The sequence below is a fragment of the Amycolatopsis sp. cmx-8-4 genome, assembly GCF_046548675.1.
GTDB lineage: Bacteria > Actinomycetota > Actinomycetes > Mycobacteriales > Pseudonocardiaceae > Amycolatopsis.
In genome coordinates, this window is the sequence record NZ_JAEBDZ010000005.1 from 498,719 (window position 1) to 513,621 (window position 14,903).

Annotated in this window: 15 protein-coding genes; 9 read left to right on the plus strand and 6 right to left on the minus strand. The window is 72.1% G+C overall.

The genetic code is table 11. The features are described 5' to 3' along the window. Positions 1-14: 14 nt before the first annotated feature. On the plus strand, positions 15-836 hold the full coding sequence (locus ACLJQZ_RS13900) for an inositol monophosphatase family protein (RefSeq protein ID WP_410620408.1): 822 nt from the start codon (positions 15-17) through the stop codon (positions 834-836). Between the two features lie 290 nt (positions 837-1,126). Here the strand turns inward: ACLJQZ_RS13900 and cei are convergent, their stop codons facing one another. Beyond that, on the minus strand, positions 1,127-1,810 hold the full coding sequence (gene cei / locus ACLJQZ_RS13905; RefSeq protein ID WP_410620409.1) for an envelope integrity protein Cei: 684 nt from the start codon (positions 1,808-1,810) through the stop codon (positions 1,127-1,129). 517 nt (positions 1,811-2,327) lie between these two features. On the opposite strand from cei, the gene ACLJQZ_RS13910 reads away from it, so the two are divergent. Next, positions 2,328-2,636, plus strand: a complete 309-nt coding sequence (locus ACLJQZ_RS13910) for a DUF4193 domain-containing protein (protein ID WP_086676737.1) — start codon at positions 2,328-2,330, stop codon at positions 2,634-2,636. Between the two features lie 136 nt (positions 2,637-2,772). Here ACLJQZ_RS13910 and ACLJQZ_RS13915 read toward each other — a convergent pair whose 3' ends face one another. Further along, positions 2,773-3,255 carry a DUF3093 domain-containing protein gene (locus ACLJQZ_RS13915; protein WP_410620410.1) on the minus strand — a complete coding sequence of 161 codons (483 nt, stop codon included), beginning with the start codon at positions 3,253-3,255 and terminating at the stop codon, positions 2,773-2,775. 24 nt (positions 3,256-3,279) lie between these two features. Between ACLJQZ_RS13915 and dut the strand changes: the two genes are divergently transcribed. Further along, complete coding sequence (dut, locus tag ACLJQZ_RS13920) at positions 3,280-3,783, plus strand: dUTP diphosphatase (RefSeq protein ID WP_326947697.1); 504 nt, start codon at positions 3,280-3,282, stop codon at positions 3,781-3,783. After that, positions 3,783-4,442: a DUF3710 domain-containing protein gene (locus tag ACLJQZ_RS13925; RefSeq protein ID WP_326947698.1), complete on the plus strand. Its 660-nt coding sequence runs from the start codon at positions 3,783-3,785 to the stop codon at positions 4,440-4,442. The genes dut and ACLJQZ_RS13925 overlap by 1 nt, the downstream gene beginning before the upstream one ends. Before the next feature lie 27 nt (positions 4,443-4,469). Here ACLJQZ_RS13925 and ACLJQZ_RS13930 read toward each other — a convergent pair whose 3' ends face one another. After that, positions 4,470-5,213: an alpha/beta fold hydrolase gene (locus ACLJQZ_RS13930; RefSeq protein ID WP_410620411.1), complete on the minus strand. Its 744-nt coding sequence runs from the start codon at positions 5,211-5,213 to the stop codon at positions 4,470-4,472. Positions 5,214-5,318: 105 nt separating this feature from the next. Between ACLJQZ_RS13930 and ACLJQZ_RS13935 the strand changes: the two genes are divergently transcribed. Together ACLJQZ_RS13935 and ACLJQZ_RS13940 are read left to right on the plus strand one after the other, a co-directional pair. Beyond that, positions 5,319-5,699: an OB-fold nucleic acid binding domain-containing protein gene (locus ACLJQZ_RS13935; RefSeq protein ID WP_247049018.1), complete on the plus strand. Its 381-nt coding sequence runs from the start codon at positions 5,319-5,321 to the stop codon at positions 5,697-5,699. Positions 5,700-5,708: 9 nt separating this feature from the next. Then, a complete protein-coding gene (locus tag ACLJQZ_RS13940; protein WP_247049019.1) occupies positions 5,709-6,431 on the plus strand; it encodes a DUF3159 domain-containing protein in 723 nt (240 codons plus the stop codon). Positions 6,432-6,502: 71 nt separating this feature from the next. Here ACLJQZ_RS13940 and ACLJQZ_RS13945 read toward each other — a convergent pair whose 3' ends face one another. Beyond that, on the minus strand, positions 6,503-7,159 hold the full coding sequence (locus ACLJQZ_RS13945; protein WP_410620412.1) for a potassium channel family protein: 657 nt from the start codon (positions 7,157-7,159) through the stop codon (positions 6,503-6,505). Then, on the minus strand, positions 7,156-7,821 hold the full coding sequence (locus ACLJQZ_RS13950; RefSeq protein ID WP_410620413.1) for a potassium channel family protein: 666 nt from the start codon (positions 7,819-7,821) through the stop codon (positions 7,156-7,158). The genes ACLJQZ_RS13945 and ACLJQZ_RS13950 overlap by 4 nt, the downstream gene beginning before the upstream one ends. 147 nt (positions 7,822-7,968) lie before the next feature. Here ACLJQZ_RS13950 and ACLJQZ_RS13955 point away from each other — a divergent pair, with 147 nt between their 5' ends. Together ACLJQZ_RS13955 and ACLJQZ_RS13960 are read left to right on the plus strand one after the other, a co-directional pair. Then, a complete protein-coding gene (locus tag ACLJQZ_RS13955; RefSeq protein ID WP_410620414.1) occupies positions 7,969-10,032 on the plus strand; it encodes an APC family permease in 2,064 nt (687 codons plus the stop codon). Further along, positions 10,029-11,216: a class I SAM-dependent RNA methyltransferase gene (locus ACLJQZ_RS13960; protein WP_410620415.1), complete on the plus strand. Its 1,188-nt coding sequence runs from the start codon at positions 10,029-10,031 to the stop codon at positions 11,214-11,216. Before ACLJQZ_RS13955 ends, ACLJQZ_RS13960 begins: the two co-directional genes overlap by 4 nt. A gap of 70 nt (positions 11,217-11,286) precedes the next feature. Here ACLJQZ_RS13960 and ACLJQZ_RS13965 read toward each other — a convergent pair whose 3' ends face one another. After that, positions 11,287-12,756, minus strand: coding sequence for an aldehyde dehydrogenase family protein (locus ACLJQZ_RS13965; RefSeq protein ID WP_410620416.1), 1,470 nt, complete (start codon positions 12,754-12,756; stop codon positions 11,287-11,289). 182 nt (positions 12,757-12,938) lie between these two features. Between ACLJQZ_RS13965 and dxs the strand changes: the two genes are divergently transcribed. Continuing rightward, positions 12,939-14,855, plus strand: coding sequence for a 1-deoxy-D-xylulose-5-phosphate synthase (gene dxs, locus ACLJQZ_RS13970; RefSeq protein ID WP_410620417.1), 1,917 nt, complete (start codon positions 12,939-12,941; stop codon positions 14,853-14,855). Positions 14,856-14,903: the final 48 nt, after the last annotated feature.

Sequence of the window (14,903 nt, forward strand, 5' to 3'; positions counted from 1 at the left end):
CCGGATGTGGTGACATGGCGGACGTGGGAGTTGACGAGTCGTTGCTGAAAAGCGTCGCGGTGCAGGTCGCGACGGACGCCGCCGAGCTGGTCCGCGAGGCCTGGGCCGGGATGGCGGCGGGCCGGCCGGTCGCCGTGGACACCAAGTCCGCGGACACCGACGTGGTCACCGCCGTCGACCACGAGTCGGAGCGGCTCGTCCGCGACCGGCTCGCCGAACTGCGGCCCGGCGAGCCGGTGCTGGGCGAGGAGGGCGGCGGGACCGCGGGCGACGACGGCGTCACGTGGGTCGTCGACCCGATCGACGGCACGGTCAACTTCCTCTACGGCCTGCCGTGGTTCGGCGTGTCCGTCGCCGCGCAGATCGGCGGGGTGTCGGTGGCCGGCGCCGTCGTCGAGCCGGCGAGCGGGCGGGTGTGGTCGGCCGCGCGCGGCCAGGGCGCGTGGCTCGACGGCCGCCGGCTGGGCGTCTCGGCGCCGTCGCGGCTGGAGCTGACGCTCGTCGGGACCGGGTTCGCGTACTCGGCGGAGCGGCGGTCGCGGCAGGCGCGGTTCGCGGCGGGACTGCTCGGGCGGGTGCGCGACATCCGTCGCAACGGCGCGGCGTCGCTCGACCTGTGCGCGGTGGCGGCGGGCTGGCTGGACGCGTACGTCGAGCACGGCCTGCACCGCTGGGACTGGGCCGCGGGCGCGCTGATCGCGGCGGAGGCGGGCGCGACGGTCGTGCTGCCGGGGTCGGCGCCGGACCTCGGCGCGGACGCGACGTACGCGGCGGCGCCGTCGATCGCGGAGCCGCTGCGGAAGGCGCTGGGGGAGTGCGGGGCCGCGGACGTCTGAGACGGCCGTTGCGGGGCCCCTGAGGGCCGGACACGCGTGATCGGGAGGGCATCGCGCGTGTCTGGGCGGACGACACGCGTGATTGGGCGGACGACACGCGTGATTGAGGAGACGACTCGCGCCTGGGCGGACGACCCGCTTACCCGGCCGGTCGGCTCGCGTGCCCAGATGGTCGGTTCGCGTGTCTGGAGGGTCGGCTCGCGTGCCTGGAGGGTCGGGTCGCGTGTCTGGAGGGTCGGCTCGCGTGCCTGGAGGGTCGGGTCGCGTACGCAGAGGGTCGGGTTAGGGGGTCAGCACTGGACGTCGCGGGCCGAGGCCAGCAGGGTCTGGTCGATGACCGGGGCCTGGGCGCCCGCCGACTGCTCGTTGCCGCCGCCGCCCTGGTGGGCCTTGGACCACTCGGCGAGCTGGGTGAGGACCTGGCGGGCCTCGGCGCGCGGGCGGATGTCGCCGAAGTTGGTGCCGGTGACGAGGTCGACGCTCGCGTCCTTGCGGTTGTCCTGGACCAGCTCGGTGCAGGGCACCACGAGGCCGAGCGTGCGGGCCGCGGTGATGCCGTTCTCGCCGAAGCGGATCTGGCCGCGGCACTTCGCTTCGCGGTTTTCGTAGGCGGGGTCGTTGGCCGGCTCGCCGGTGTTGGTGAACCCGAGCTCGTGCAGCGCCGTCGTCGTGATGCTGCCCTGGCCGCGCGTGCTCGACGCGTTGAGGACCTTCACCGCGACCTTGTCCGGCGGCACCGGCGCGCGGTCGTCGAGGGCGTTGTGGGGGAGTGTGCTGAACGTGACACCCGGCGGCGGGCTGGCCTGCGGGTCGCACCGGACGGCCTCGTCGACGTCGCCCTTGCCGACCGCGGCGTTGATCCAGACGATGATCGCGCCGAGCGCCAGCACGCCGATGACGATCAGCGCCGGCAGCGGCTTGTGCCTGCGGTACGGCCGCGCCGCACGGTCCCCGATGCCGTTCCCCGACGCCACCTGCCCGTCCCTTCCCGAACCCAGAACCCGACGGCAGCTCGTCGGCACCGTCGTGGCCGATCAGCCTAGGCGCTGCGACCCGCGTGCGCGGGTCCGGGTCACCCCGCCGGTTTCCCGGGCCCCGCCGTGGTCCCGGGCGCCGCCCGGGGACCTGTCCCCGTGCGGCGATCGCACCACGCGGGGGTCGGCCGGGGCAAGCGGACACGGGCCCCCCGTGAGGTTCTCCATCCGGGGGCAACCCGAATGGACGACAACGCGTCTTACCTGCGGGTTCCCCCTGTCGGGTGACGAATCCCCGGCAATGTCTGACTCGTTGCAGAAGCCGCGAAGGCGTGAGCTACCCTTCCCGGGCTCCGGCCGCAGGACGAGGCCCAAAACGAGAGAGACCTCGGTCACTCCGGCCGTCGGGCACAAACAGCGGCCCTGGAACGTTGACCAGCGGCACGGCGGACTCGCGGGCGCACCCGAGGGTCCGGGAAAACGACTACACAATGCTGATCGCAGGGGTGAGGGACACATGGCTACCGACTACGACGCTCCGCGCCGCAGCGAAGCCGACGAGCTGGCCGAAGACTCGTTGGAGGAGCTCAAGGCCCGGCGGAACGAGAACCAGTCCGGCGTCGTCGACGTCGACGAGGACGCGACCGCCGAGAACTTCGAGCTTCCGGGTGCCGACCTCTCCGGGCTTTCCGGTGAGGACATGACCGTGAAGGTGGTGCCGAAGCAGGCGGACGAGTTCACCTGCTCCGTGTGCTTCCTGGTGCACCACCGCAGCAGGCTGGCCGAGGAGAGCGGTGGACGCCTGATCTGCCGCGACTGCGCCTGAGGGCGCGGGAGCTCGGACCAGGGTTCGGGACGAACAGACGCGACGGAGAGCCCTGAGGGATCAGGGGAGGGCTCGAAGCGCGCTGGGGACAAGGGGGCCGGCCGGCAGGCCGGCCCCCTTCCACGTCTCCGGGCGGTCAGGCGCCCTTGAGCAGTTCGGCGACGCGCTCCGGGTGCCGGGTGCTGAACAGCCAGTACGGCGTCGGGTCCGCGGGGTCGGTGAGCCGGATCCGCACGGCCGGGCCGACCCAGCCGCGGTGCAGCACGTACGCCGCGGGGTCGCCGTCGCGGCCGAGCGCCTTGCGCTTGGCGCCGGAGTCGAAGATCTCCACCTCGCCGACGTAGCGCAGCGGCAGGTGCGCGTCGCCCACCCACAGCTCGGGCTCGTCACCGCCGGTGACGCGGATCCGGGACTTGCCGAGCGACAGCAGCAGCGCCACCACGACCGGCAACGCGATCACGTACGGCAGCCAGGCCCGGATCCCCGGGTACCCGAGGTCGATCTCGGCCGCCAGCAGGATCGCGCCCAGGACCGGCAGCGGCCAGCCCCACCACGGGACGTAGAGCCGCTCGGAGTGCCGGACCGCGGCGCTCGAGGCCGTCTTCGCTGATTCACCCACGGGTAGAGAGTAATCTCGCCGCCCGTGTCCAGCGTTCAGGTACTCCTCTCCCGGCTCGACCCGGATGTCCCGCTGCCCGCCTACGCCCGACCGGGCGACGCGGGCGCCGATCTCGTCACGACCTCGGATATCGTGCTCGAACCCGGGGAACGCGGGGTGGTCGGCACCGGTGTCGCGATCGCGCTCCCCCCGGGTTTCGCGGGGTTCGTCCACCCCCGGTCGGGCCTGGCCGCCCGGGTCGGTCTCTCGGTGGTCAACACCCCGGGCACGATCGACGCGGGCTACCGCGGTGAGATCAAGGTCTGCCTGATCAACCACGACCCGGTGCACCCGGTGAAGCTCACCCGCGGGGACCGCATCGCCCAGCTGGTCGTGCAGCGGGTCGAGCACGCGGAGTTCGTCGAGGTCGCCGAGCTCGACGCGACCGAACGGGGCGCCGGCGGCTACGGCTCCACGGGCGGACACGCCACACTGGGAGCAGACGCGCTCGCGGCGAGCGCCGTGGCTGGGGAAGGAACGGAGAAGTAGTGGGGATTTTCGGACGCAAGCGGCGGACCGAGGGCGGGTCCGCGGGACGGCACGCCGCGCCCGATGCCGACGACACGATCGAGGACGACGAGTTCAGCGAGGACTCCGAGCTGTCGGACGTCTCCGACGGCCCGTTCGACGTCGCGGACTTCGAGGACGACGGCGTCCCGCGGATCGACCTCGGCTCGGTGAAGGTGCCGGTGCCCGACGGGTCGCAGGTCCAGGTCGAGATGGACCCCGAGACCAGCGGCGTGCGGGCCGTGCACGTCGTCACCGAGCAGGGCCAGATCACGGTCAGCGCGTACGCCGCGCCGCGCACCGGCGGGCTGTGGCGGGAGGTCAGCACCGAGCTGGCCGACCAGCTGCGGGCCGACGGCGCCAAGGTCAACATCGGCCGCGGCGCGTGGGGCCTGGAGATCTCGGCCATCGTCGGCGACGTCTCGCTGCGCTTCGTCGGCATCGACCGGCCGCGCTGGATGCTGCGTGGCGTCATCGCCGGGCCGCAGTCGGAGGCCGCGGCGGCGGTGGAGGTGCTGCGGGACATCGTCCGCCGCACGATCGTCGACCGCGGTGACGCGCCGATGCCGGTCCGGACGCCGCTGACCATCACGCTCCCCGAGGCGGTCGCGGAGCACATCGCCGCCCAGCAACAGGGCTGACGCTCGACAAAAGCCGTGAAGGCCCCCTTACCGGCCATAAGCGCCGGGAAGGGGGCCTTCACGGCTTTCGAGGGCCCGCAGGAAGGCGAGCACCGTCGCGCGGCCCAGTGACTCGCGGTCGGCGCCCAGCGCGGCCAGGGTCGTCGCGCCGAGAGCCGCTCGAGGGAGGGTCGCGGCCCACTCGGATGCGACTTTCGTCGGGTGTATCGGGTCGTCGGTGCACGTGCCGACGCCCGCGGGCACCTTCAGTGCCGCCAGCTCGGCCAGCGACGGCGCCGGGCGGGCCGCCGCGACGCGCAGGCTCGCCGCCAGGCCGTCGCCGTGCCGGCGCCAGGCGCGGTCCAGTTCCGCCCGCAGCCAGTCCGGGCTGCCTGCCGTCTGCGCCAGCGCGCCGTCGACCCCGGAACGGGCCACCAGATCCGCCGACAGCGTCGCGGCGAGCGACGCGGGCGCTGGGCCCGGATCGCCGTTCCAGGCCGGGAGCGCGGCCAGCAGGCCCCCGCAACGGCCGGGATTGCGCACGGCCCACTCCGCGGCCAGGTGGGCGCCGAACGAAATGCCGCCTACGAGCAGTTCGCCGTGTTCGTCCGCCAGCGCGTCGAGGACCGCCAGGTAGCCGTCGGCCAGCGTCGCCCCCGGTGGCGGCGCCGGCGTGAGGAGCGGGACGCCGAGGGCGCGCAGCGGGCCGGCGAAGACCGCGCGGACGAACACCTCGTCGGAGCCGGTGCCGGGCAGCAGCACAGCGGCGGGAGCGGGGATTGCGGACGTCACGTTGCGATCTTTGCGCAAAGGCGTTTCCCTGACGGGGACCGCAGTACGCTGGAAACGTTCGGGCCGCAAAGACCAAGTCGGGGGCCCCGGAGCACAGGAGCACCTATGTCCGCCAAAGACGGCGGCTACTTCAGCCGGTTGGTTCGCAAGCTGACCAGCGACGTCGAGGATCTCGACGCCGACGAGATGTCGATGAGGTCGGACGCCGAAGGCGCGCAGCGCGCCTGCGACTGCCGCTCCGGCGAAGAGGTCACCGTGCTGGGGAGACTCCGCAGTGTCGAGCTCTGCCCGACCAACGAAGCCGCCACGCTGGAGGCGGAGCTGTTCGACGGGACACAGGGCGTGACGCTAATCTGGCTCGGCCGCCGCCGGATCGCGGGCATCGAGCCGGGCCGGACGATCAAGGTGCGCGGCCGGATGGCCACGCGTGACGGCCAGAAGGTGCTGTACAACCCCTATTACGAACTCCAGAGCCCAGTGAGTTGATCACCTATCGTGACTGATCCCGCCCCGAGCGAGAAGAAGACCGAAGACGCCGACGAACCGCAGCCGACCCTGCTCGAGCAGATGGGCGGCGTGTCCGGCCTGATCTACTCGTCGCTGCCGGTGATCGTGTTCGTCCTGGCGAACTCCTTCTTCGGCCTGACCGCGGCCATCTGGACCTCGATCGGCAGCGCGGTGGCGATCACCGTGCTGCGGCTGGTGCGCAAGGAGCCGCTGCAGCCGGCGATCTCCGGGTTCTTCGGCGTCGCCATCGCGGCGTTCATCGCCTACCGCACCGGGTCCGCGAAGGGGTTCTTCCTCTTCGGGATCTACGCGAGCCTCGTCTACTGCGGGATCTTCGTGCTGTCGGTGGTGGTGCGCTACCCGATCGCGGGCGTCGTCTGGAACATGCTCAACGGCACCGGCCAGGCGTGGCGCAAGGACAAGCCGTCCCGCTACGGCTACGACGTCGCCACGCTGGCCATGGCGGCGATCTTCGCCGCCCGGTTCGTCGTGCAGCGGTGGCTCTACCAGGAGGACTACACCGGCTGGCTGGCCTTCGCGAAGATCGCCATGGGCTACCCGCTGTACGCGCTGGGCCTGCTGGTGGTCGTCTGGGCGGTGCGCCGGTCCGACAAGCGGCTCAAGGCCATGGCCGAGGACGAGCCGGCACCGGAGACCGACGCCGAGGTCGAAGCCCGGCTCCGCGAAAAGTACGCGGCCCCCGAGGCCTGAAATTCTCCCGAGTGCCGTGAAGGCCTCCTTACCGGCCATAAGAGCCGGTAAGGAGGCCTTCACGGCTTTTGTCAGTAGCCCAGGGCCGTGCGGATCTCCGGCTCGACGTCGGACGTCGCCACGAACAGCAGCTCGTCGCCCGGCTCGAGCGGGTCCTCCGGCTGCGGCACGATCACGCGGTCGCCGCGCAGGATGGTCACCAGCGCCGCGTCGCGGGGGATCGCCAGCTCGCTCACCGGCTTCCCGGCCAGCGGCGTCTCCTCCGGGAGGGTGAGCTCGACGAGGTTCGCGTTGCTCTGCCGGAACGTCATCAGCCGGACGAGGTCGCCGACGCTGACCGCCTCTTCGACCATCGCCGCGAGCATCCGCGGGGTCGACACCGCGACGTCGACGCCCCAGGCGTCGGTGAACAGCCACTCGTTGGCCGGGTTGTTCACCCGGGCCACGACGCGCTTCACCGCGAACTCGGTCTTCGCCAGCAGCGACACCACGAGGTTGGCCTTGTCGTCGCCGGTCGCCGCGATCACGACGTCGCACTGCTCGATCCCGGACTCCTCCAGGATCGACACCTCGCAGGCGTCGCCGAGCACCCAGTCGGCCTGCTCGACGGTGTGCGGCTCGAACTGGTCGGCCTCCCGCTCGATGAGCATCACCTGGTGCCTGCCGTCGATCAGCTCGGCGGCGATGGACCGGCCCACGGCGCCCGCGCCGGCAATCGCGACCCTCATGCCTCGTCCTCCGGTTCGCGGTTGGCCACACTGCCCACGTCGCTGACGGTGCCGGAGCGCGCGGCCACCCACACGTCGTCGTCGGCCTGCAGCACGGTCTTGGGTTCCGGCAGCACGGCGGTGCCGAAGCGCATGATGAACGCGACCCGCGCGCCGCTCGCCTCCTGCAGGGACTTCACGGAGTGCCCGACCCAGCCCTCGTGCAGCGGCAGCTGCAGGATCGCGACGTTGCCCGACGGGTCCCGCCACGCCGACGCGACGCCGTCCGGCAGCAGGGTGCGCAGGAACCGGTCGGTCGTCCACGGCACGGTCGCCACCGTCGGGATGCCCAGCCGCTCGTAGACGGCCGCGCGCTTGTGGTCGTAGATCCGCGCCACGACGTGCTCGATGCCGAAGTTCTCGCGCGCGACCCGCGCCGAGATGATGTTCGAGTTGTCGCCGCTGGACACGGCGGCGAACGCGCCGGCCCGCTCGATCCCGGCCGCGATCAGCACCTTGCGGTCGAACCCGACCCCGACGACCTGCTGGCCGTGGAAGTCGCTGCCCAGCCTGCGGAACGCCTGCTGGTTCTTGTCGATGACGGCCACCTCGTGGCCGAGCCGCTCCAGCGCAGCGGCCAGGGACGCGCCGACCCGGCCGCATCCCATGATCACCACGTGCACGCCCTGCCTCCTCATTCGGCGGTTTCCCGTCCGTACCTACCCCGACATGCCAGCGCCGAACCTACCCTGCGCCCCGCCGGTTACCTCCACCGTCCTCCCCACCACCGCCCTCGACGGAGAAGCGTCGGTCCGCTGTACTGTCCGGTGGTGTCGAAGTTCCCGACCGTGCTGAAACGCCTGGTCCTCGGACGTCCGTTCCGCAGTGACAGGCTCGCTCACACGCTCCTGCCGAAGCGCATCGCGCTGCCTATCTTCGCGTCCGACGCGCTCTCGAGCGTGGCGTACGCGCCCGAAGAGATCTTCCTGACGCTGAGCGTCGCGGGGCTGTCCGCGTACGCGCTGGCGCCGTGGATAGGCATCATGGTCGCGCTGGTGATGCTCGTCGTCGTCGCGTCCTACCGGCAGAACGTGCACGCCTACCCGAGCGGCGGCGGTGACTACGAGGTCGCCAACACGAACCTGGGCGGCAAGTTCGGGCTGACCGTCGCGAGCGCGCTGCTCGTCGACTACGTCCTCACGGTCGCGGTGTCCACTTCGTCCGGTGTGGCCAACATCGGGTCCGCTGTCCCGTGGGTAGCCGAGCACAAGGTACTGGCGTCCATCGTGATCGTCTCGGTGCTCACGGCGTTGAACCTGCGGGGCATCCGCGAGTCGGGCAAGGCGTTCGCGATCCCGACGTACGGGTTCATCATCGGCATCATGATCATGGTCGTCTGGGGCCTGTTCCAAGCGGCGACCGGCACCCAGATGAAGGCCGAGAGCGCCGGGTTCACGCTGAGCGCCGAAGGATCCTTCGCGGGGGTCGCGTACGCGTTCCTGGTGCTGCGGGCGTTCTCCTCCGGCGCCGCGGCGCTGACCGGGGTGGAGGCGATCAGCAACGGCGTCCCGGCGTTCCAGAAACCCAAGTCGAAGAACGCGGCCACCACGCTGCTGATGATGGGCCTGCTCGCCGTCACCATGCTGGTCGGCATCATCACGCTCGCCACGATCACCGACGTCAAGTTCGCCGAGGACCCGGCGGAGCAGCTCGCCGGCGCGCCCGCGGGCTACCAGCAGAAGACGATCGTCGCGCAGATCGCGCACGCGGTGTTCGCGGACTTCCCGCCGGCGTTCTACTACATCTCCTTCTCCACCGGCATCATCCTGCTGCTGGCCGCGAACACCGCGTTCAACGGTTTCCCGGTGCTGGGCTCGATCCTGGCGCAGGACCGCTACCTGCCGCGGCAGCTGCACACCCGCGGCGACCGGCTCGCGTTCTCCAACGGGATCCTGTTCCTGGCGGCGTTCGCGCTGGTGCTGATCATCGCGTTCGACGCCGAGGTGACCCGGCTGATCCAGCTGTACATCGTGGGCGTGTTCGTGTCGTTCACGGTGAGCCAGGCGGGCATGATCCGGCACTGGAACCGGTTGCTGGCCAAGGAAACCGACCCCGCCAAGCGGCGGCGGATGCGGCGCTCGCAGACGGTCAACGCGGTCGGCCTCACCTGCACCGGCGTGGTGCTGGTGATCGTGCTGATCACGAAGTTCCTGCTGGGCGCGTGGATCGCGATCGCCGCGATGATCGCGATCTTCGTGCTGATGACCGCGATCCGGAAGCACTACGACCGCGTCGCCGACGAGCTGAAGGACCTCGGTGACACCCCGACCGTGCTGCCGTCGCGCAACCACGCGATCGTGCTGGTGTCCAAACTGCACCGGCCGACCCTGCGCGCGCTGGCCTACGCCAAGGCGATGCGCCCGGACGTCCTCGAAGCCGTCACGGTCAACGTGGACGACGCGGACACCCGCCGGCTCACCGCCGAATGGGACGCGCACAACTTCAAGGTGCCGCTGAAGGTCGTCGAATCGCCCTACCGCGAGATCACGAAACCGGTGCTGGACTACGTGAAGCGCGTGCGCGGCGACAACCCGCGCAACGTCGTCACCGTGTTCATCCCGGAGTACGTCGTGGGCCACTGGTGGGAGCAGGTGCTGCACAACCAGAGCGCGCTGCGCCTCAAGGGCCGTCTCCTGTTCCAGTCCGGCGTGATCGTGGCGAGCGTGCCGTGGCAGCTGGAGTCCTCGGCCAAGGCGGCCGCGCGCGTCCGGAACGAACGGCCCGCCGCGGGCGACGTCCGGCGCGGGTTCTCACCCGGCGCCGTCCCGCCCGTCACCCCCGTCTCGAAGCCTGTTTCCAAGCCCGTCGCGAAACCCAAGGAGCCCGCTGAATGACGTCCTGGCAAGGCCGAGTCCTCGAGGTGGAGGTCGGTGCGGTCGCGCACGGCGGCCACTGCGTGGCCCGCGCCGACGGACGGGTGGTGTTCGTCCGGCACGCGCTGCCCGGCGAGCACGTGCGCGTCGAGGTCACCGAGGACAACGGCGGCTCGTTCTGCCGCGGCGACGCGGTCGAGGTGCTCAAGCCGTCACCCGACCGCGTCACGCCGCCGTGCCCGCTCGCCGCGCCCGGCGCGTGCGGCGGCTGCGACTGGCAGCACGCGTCGCCGTCGTACCAGCGTGAGCTGAAGGCCGCGGTGGTGGCCGAGCAGCTGCAGCGGCTGGCCGGGATCGAGCGCGAGGTCGTCGTCGAAGCCCTCGACGGCGGGCCGCTGGACTGGCGCAGCCGCGTCCGGCTGGTCGCCGGGCGGGACGGGCGCGCGGGCCTGCGCGCCCACCACAGCCACCGCGTGGTGGCCCTGGAGGACTGCCCGATCGCGGTCCCGGGCGAGCTCGAAGACGTCCTCGCGCGGCGCTGGCGCCCGGGCAGCGAGCTGGAGGTGACCAGCGACGGCGACGGCCGCACCCACGTCCGCGAGCTGTCGACGGTGCGCGGCAAGGTCCGCGCCCGGCAGCTGTCGGGCGGCGTGGCGGTGCAGCACGCCGCGGGCCGCGACTGGCGCCTCGACGCGCACGGCTTCTGGCAGGTCCACCCGGCGGCAGCGTCCACCTTGGCCGCGGTCGTGGCGGAGTGGGCGGAAGCGCCGGCGGGCGGATCGGCCTGGGACCTCTACGCGGGCGTCGGGCTGTTCGCGTCGGTGCTGGCCTCGCAGGTCGGCGAATCCGGGCGGGTGCTGGCGATCGAGTCGGGCCGCCGCGCGGTCACCGACGGCCGGCACAACCTCGCCGACCTGCCGCAGGTGTCGTGGCAGGCCGGGCGGGTGGAGGACGTGCTGTCCGCGGCGGACAAGCCCGTCGACGTCGTCGTCCTGGATCCGCCCCGCAAGGGCGCGGGCAAGGCGGTGGTGGAGTCGATCGTGGCCGGCCAGCCGGACCGCGTCGTGTACGTCGCCTGCGACCCGGCGGCCCTGGCCCGCGACCTCGCGACGTTCACGTCGCACGGCTACGCGCTGACGGCGCTGCGCGCGTTCGACGCGTTCCCGATGACGCACCACGTGGAGTGCGTGGCGCTGCTGTCCTGAGTTTGCCTGTGCAGGGGTGCGTGAGCCGCTGGGCCGATCGGTGGATCCCGATCGGGCGACGACAGCGACCTCAGCCGGCGAACCAGCGCTGCGGTGCCGGGCGCAGGTTCTGGTAGATGTGCTTGGTCTCGGTGTACTCGCCCAAGCCCGCCGGGCCCAGCTCGCGGCCGAACCCGGACTGCTTGTAACCGCCCCACTCGGCCTGCGGCAGGTACGGGTGGAAGTCGTTGATCCACACCGTGCCGTGGCGCAGCCGGCCCGCGACGCGCTGCGCCCGCCCGGCGTCCTGTGTGAACACCGCGCCGGCCAGGCCGTAGTGGGTGTCGTTGGCGATGCGGACGGCGTCGTCCTCGTCGGTGAACGTCTCGACCGTCAGGACCGGCCCGAACGACTCGTCGACGACCGCCGACGAGCCCTGTTTCACCTGGTCCAGGATGGTCGGGAGGTAGTAGAAGCCGCCGGCCAGCGCCGGGTCCTCGGGCCGGCGGCCGCCCGTGCGCAGCACCGCGCCCTCGGCCAGCGCCGCCGCCACGTACTTCTCGATCTTCGCCAGGTGCGCCGCCGAGATGAGCGGCCCGGTCTCGGCGCGCTCGTCGAACGGCCCGCCGAGGCGGATCCGCTCGGCCCGGCGCACCAGCTCGGCGACGAACTCCTCGTGCCACTCGCGCTGCACGATCAGCCGCGCGCCCGCCGAGCAGACCTGGCCGGAGTGCAGGAACACCGCGGTCAGCGCGTAGTCGACCGCCGTCTCGAAGTCGGCGTCGGCGAAGACCACGTTCGGGTTCTTCCCGCCCAGCTCGAGGGCAACTTTCTTGACGGTGCCCGCGGCCGCCGCCGCGATCACCTTGCCGGTGGCCAGCCCGCCGGTGAACGACACCAGGTCAACGTCCGGGTGCTCGGCCAGCGGCGCCCCGACCTCGGCGCCGGCGCCGAGCACCAGGTTCGCGACGCCGTCCGGCAGGCCCGCCTCGGTGAGCAGCTTCAGGAACAGGATCGCCGTGTGCGGCGTCAGCTCGCTGGGCTTGAGGACGAACGTGTTGCCCGCGGCCAGCGCGGGTGCGATCTTCCACACGGTCTGCAACAGCGGGTAGTTCCACGGCGTGATCAGCCCGCACACGCCGACCGGTTCGTGCACGATCCGGCTGAAGGCGTCCGGGTTGCCGGTGTCGACGACGCGGCCCGCGTCCTGGGCCGCGAGCTTGCCGAAGTACCGCAGGCAGGCGGCGATGTCGGCCATGTCGTAGCGGCTCTCGACCAGGCGCTTGCCGGTGTCGAGCGACTCGGCCCTGGCGAACGCCTCGGCGTCGCGGTCCAGCAGGTCGGCGGTGCGCAACAGCAGGTCACCGCGCAGGTGCGCGGGCGTGCCGGGCCACGGCCCGGTGTCGAACGCGCGCCGCGCCGCGGCGATGGCGGCCTCGGTGTCCGCGGCGGTGCCCTCGGCGACCGTCGCGACCGGGGTGCCGTCGGCCGGGCAGCGGATTTCGCGCCGTCCGCCGGCCACCGCGTCCACCCAGTCGCCGCCGATGAAGAAGTCCGCCATGCCGCCCATTCTCGTGGCCACGCGGCGTAACCGCCACAGCAGCGCGGGGAGACGAGGTTCACCCCGCGTGATGACGGGTGGTCGCGCTCCGCCTGTGACGCCGGACGCGGCGGGCGGAACCTCGGTGGCGGGTCTCCGTAGACTGGCCGGAACGTGGTCGTGGATGAGCGAGGTGGAGACGAGTGACGATGCTGGAGTCCGTCAGCGGACCGGCGGACCTGAAGCGCATGAGTGTCGAGGACCTCGGCGAACTGGCGGCCGAGATCCGGGACTTCCTCGTCGACAAGGTCCGCAGGGCCGGCGGGCACCTGGGGCCGAACCTCGGCGTCGTCGAGCTGACACTGGCCCTGCACCGCGTGTTCGACTCGCCGCGCGACGCGATCGTCTGGGACGTCGGGCACCAGGCCTACGTCCACAAGATCGTCACCGGCCGCGCGGACGGCTTCGACAAGCTGCGCCAGACCGGCGGCGTCACCGGCTACCCGTCGCGCGCCGAGAGCGAGCACGACTGGGTCGAGAGCAGCCACGCCTCCTCGGCACTGTCCTATGTGGACGGCCTGGCGAAGGCGTTCGCCCTGGGTGACGACGAGCGGCACGCGGTCGCCGTCGTCGGGGACGGCGCGCTCACCGGCGGCATGTGCTGGGAGGCGCTCAACAACATCGCCGCGCACCGGGACCGCCCGGTCGTGATCGTCATCAACGACAACGGCCGGTCCTACTCGCCGACCATCGGCGGGCTCGCCGACCACCTCGCCGCGCTGCGCCTGCAACCCGGGTACGAGCGCCTGCTCGACGGCGGCCGCGAGCTCCTCAAGCACACGCCCGTCGTCGGCAAGCCGATCTACGCCGCCCTGCACGCCGCGAAGGCCGGCCTGAAGGACGCGCTGAGCCCGCAGGCGATGTTCTCCGACCTCGGCCTGAAGTACCTCGGCCCGGTCGACGGCCACGACTTCGCCGCGCTGGAGAAGGCGTTCCAGAGCGCGAAGGCGTTCGGCGGCGCGGTGATCGTGCACGTGGTCACCGAGAAGGGCCACGGCTACGCGCCCGCGGTCAACAACGAGCACGACCAGATGCACCAGACCGACCCGATCGACCCGGAGACCGGCCTGCCGCCGGTGAAGGGCCCCAGCTGGACCGGCGTGTTCGGTGACGAGCTGGCGAAGATCGGCGCCGACCGCGACGACGTCGTCGCGATCACCGCGGCGATGCTGCGCTCGACCGGGCTGGACAAGTTCGCCGAGGCGTTCCCGGACCGCTGGTACGACGTCGGCATCGCCGAGCAGCACGCCGTCACCTCGGCCGCCGGCCTCGCGATGGGCGGGCTGCACCCGGTCGTCGCGATCTACTCGACGTTCCTCAACCGCGCGTTCGACCAGGTCCTGATGGACGTCGCGCTGCACCGCCTGCCGGTGACGCTGGTGCTGGACCGCGCCGGGATCACCGGGCCGGACGGGCCGAGCCACCACGGCATGTGGGACCTGTCGCTGCTGGGCATGGTGCCGGGCATGCGCGTCGCCGCGCCGCGCGACCCGGCCACGCTGCGCGAGGAGCTGCGCGAAGCGGTGGCGGTGGCCGACGGCCCGACCGCGCTGCGGTTCTCCAAGGGCAAGGTCGGCACGGACGTCACCGCGGTCGAGCGGCTCGGCACGGTCGACGTGCTGCGCCGCCCGAAGGAGGGCGCCGACGTCCTGCTGGTCACGGTGGGCGCGTTCGCCACGCTCGGGCTCGCCGCCGCGGCTCGCCTGGCCGACCAGGGCATCGGCGTCACCGTCGTCGACCCGCGCTGGGTGCTGCCGGTGCCCGCGGAGCTGGTCGCGCTGGCCGAGCAGCACAAGCTGGTGGTGACGGTCGAGGACAGCGGCCGCCACGGCGGCTTCGGCTCGGCCCTGGCGGCGGTCTTCCGCGACGCCGAGTGCGACGTCCCGCTGCGCGACCTGGCCGTCCCGCAGACGTTCCACGACCTCGGCAGCCGCGACGAGGTGCTGACCCGCATCGGCCTCACCGCCCAGGACGTCGCCCGCCGGGTGACGGAGTGGGCGTCGGGCCGCATCGGGTCGGCGGAAGCGGCGGCGGAGAAGAAGGACGCGAACCGCAGCTGAGCGGGTCGTGAGTGGTAATGAGGGTGCTAACCCTCATTACCACTCACG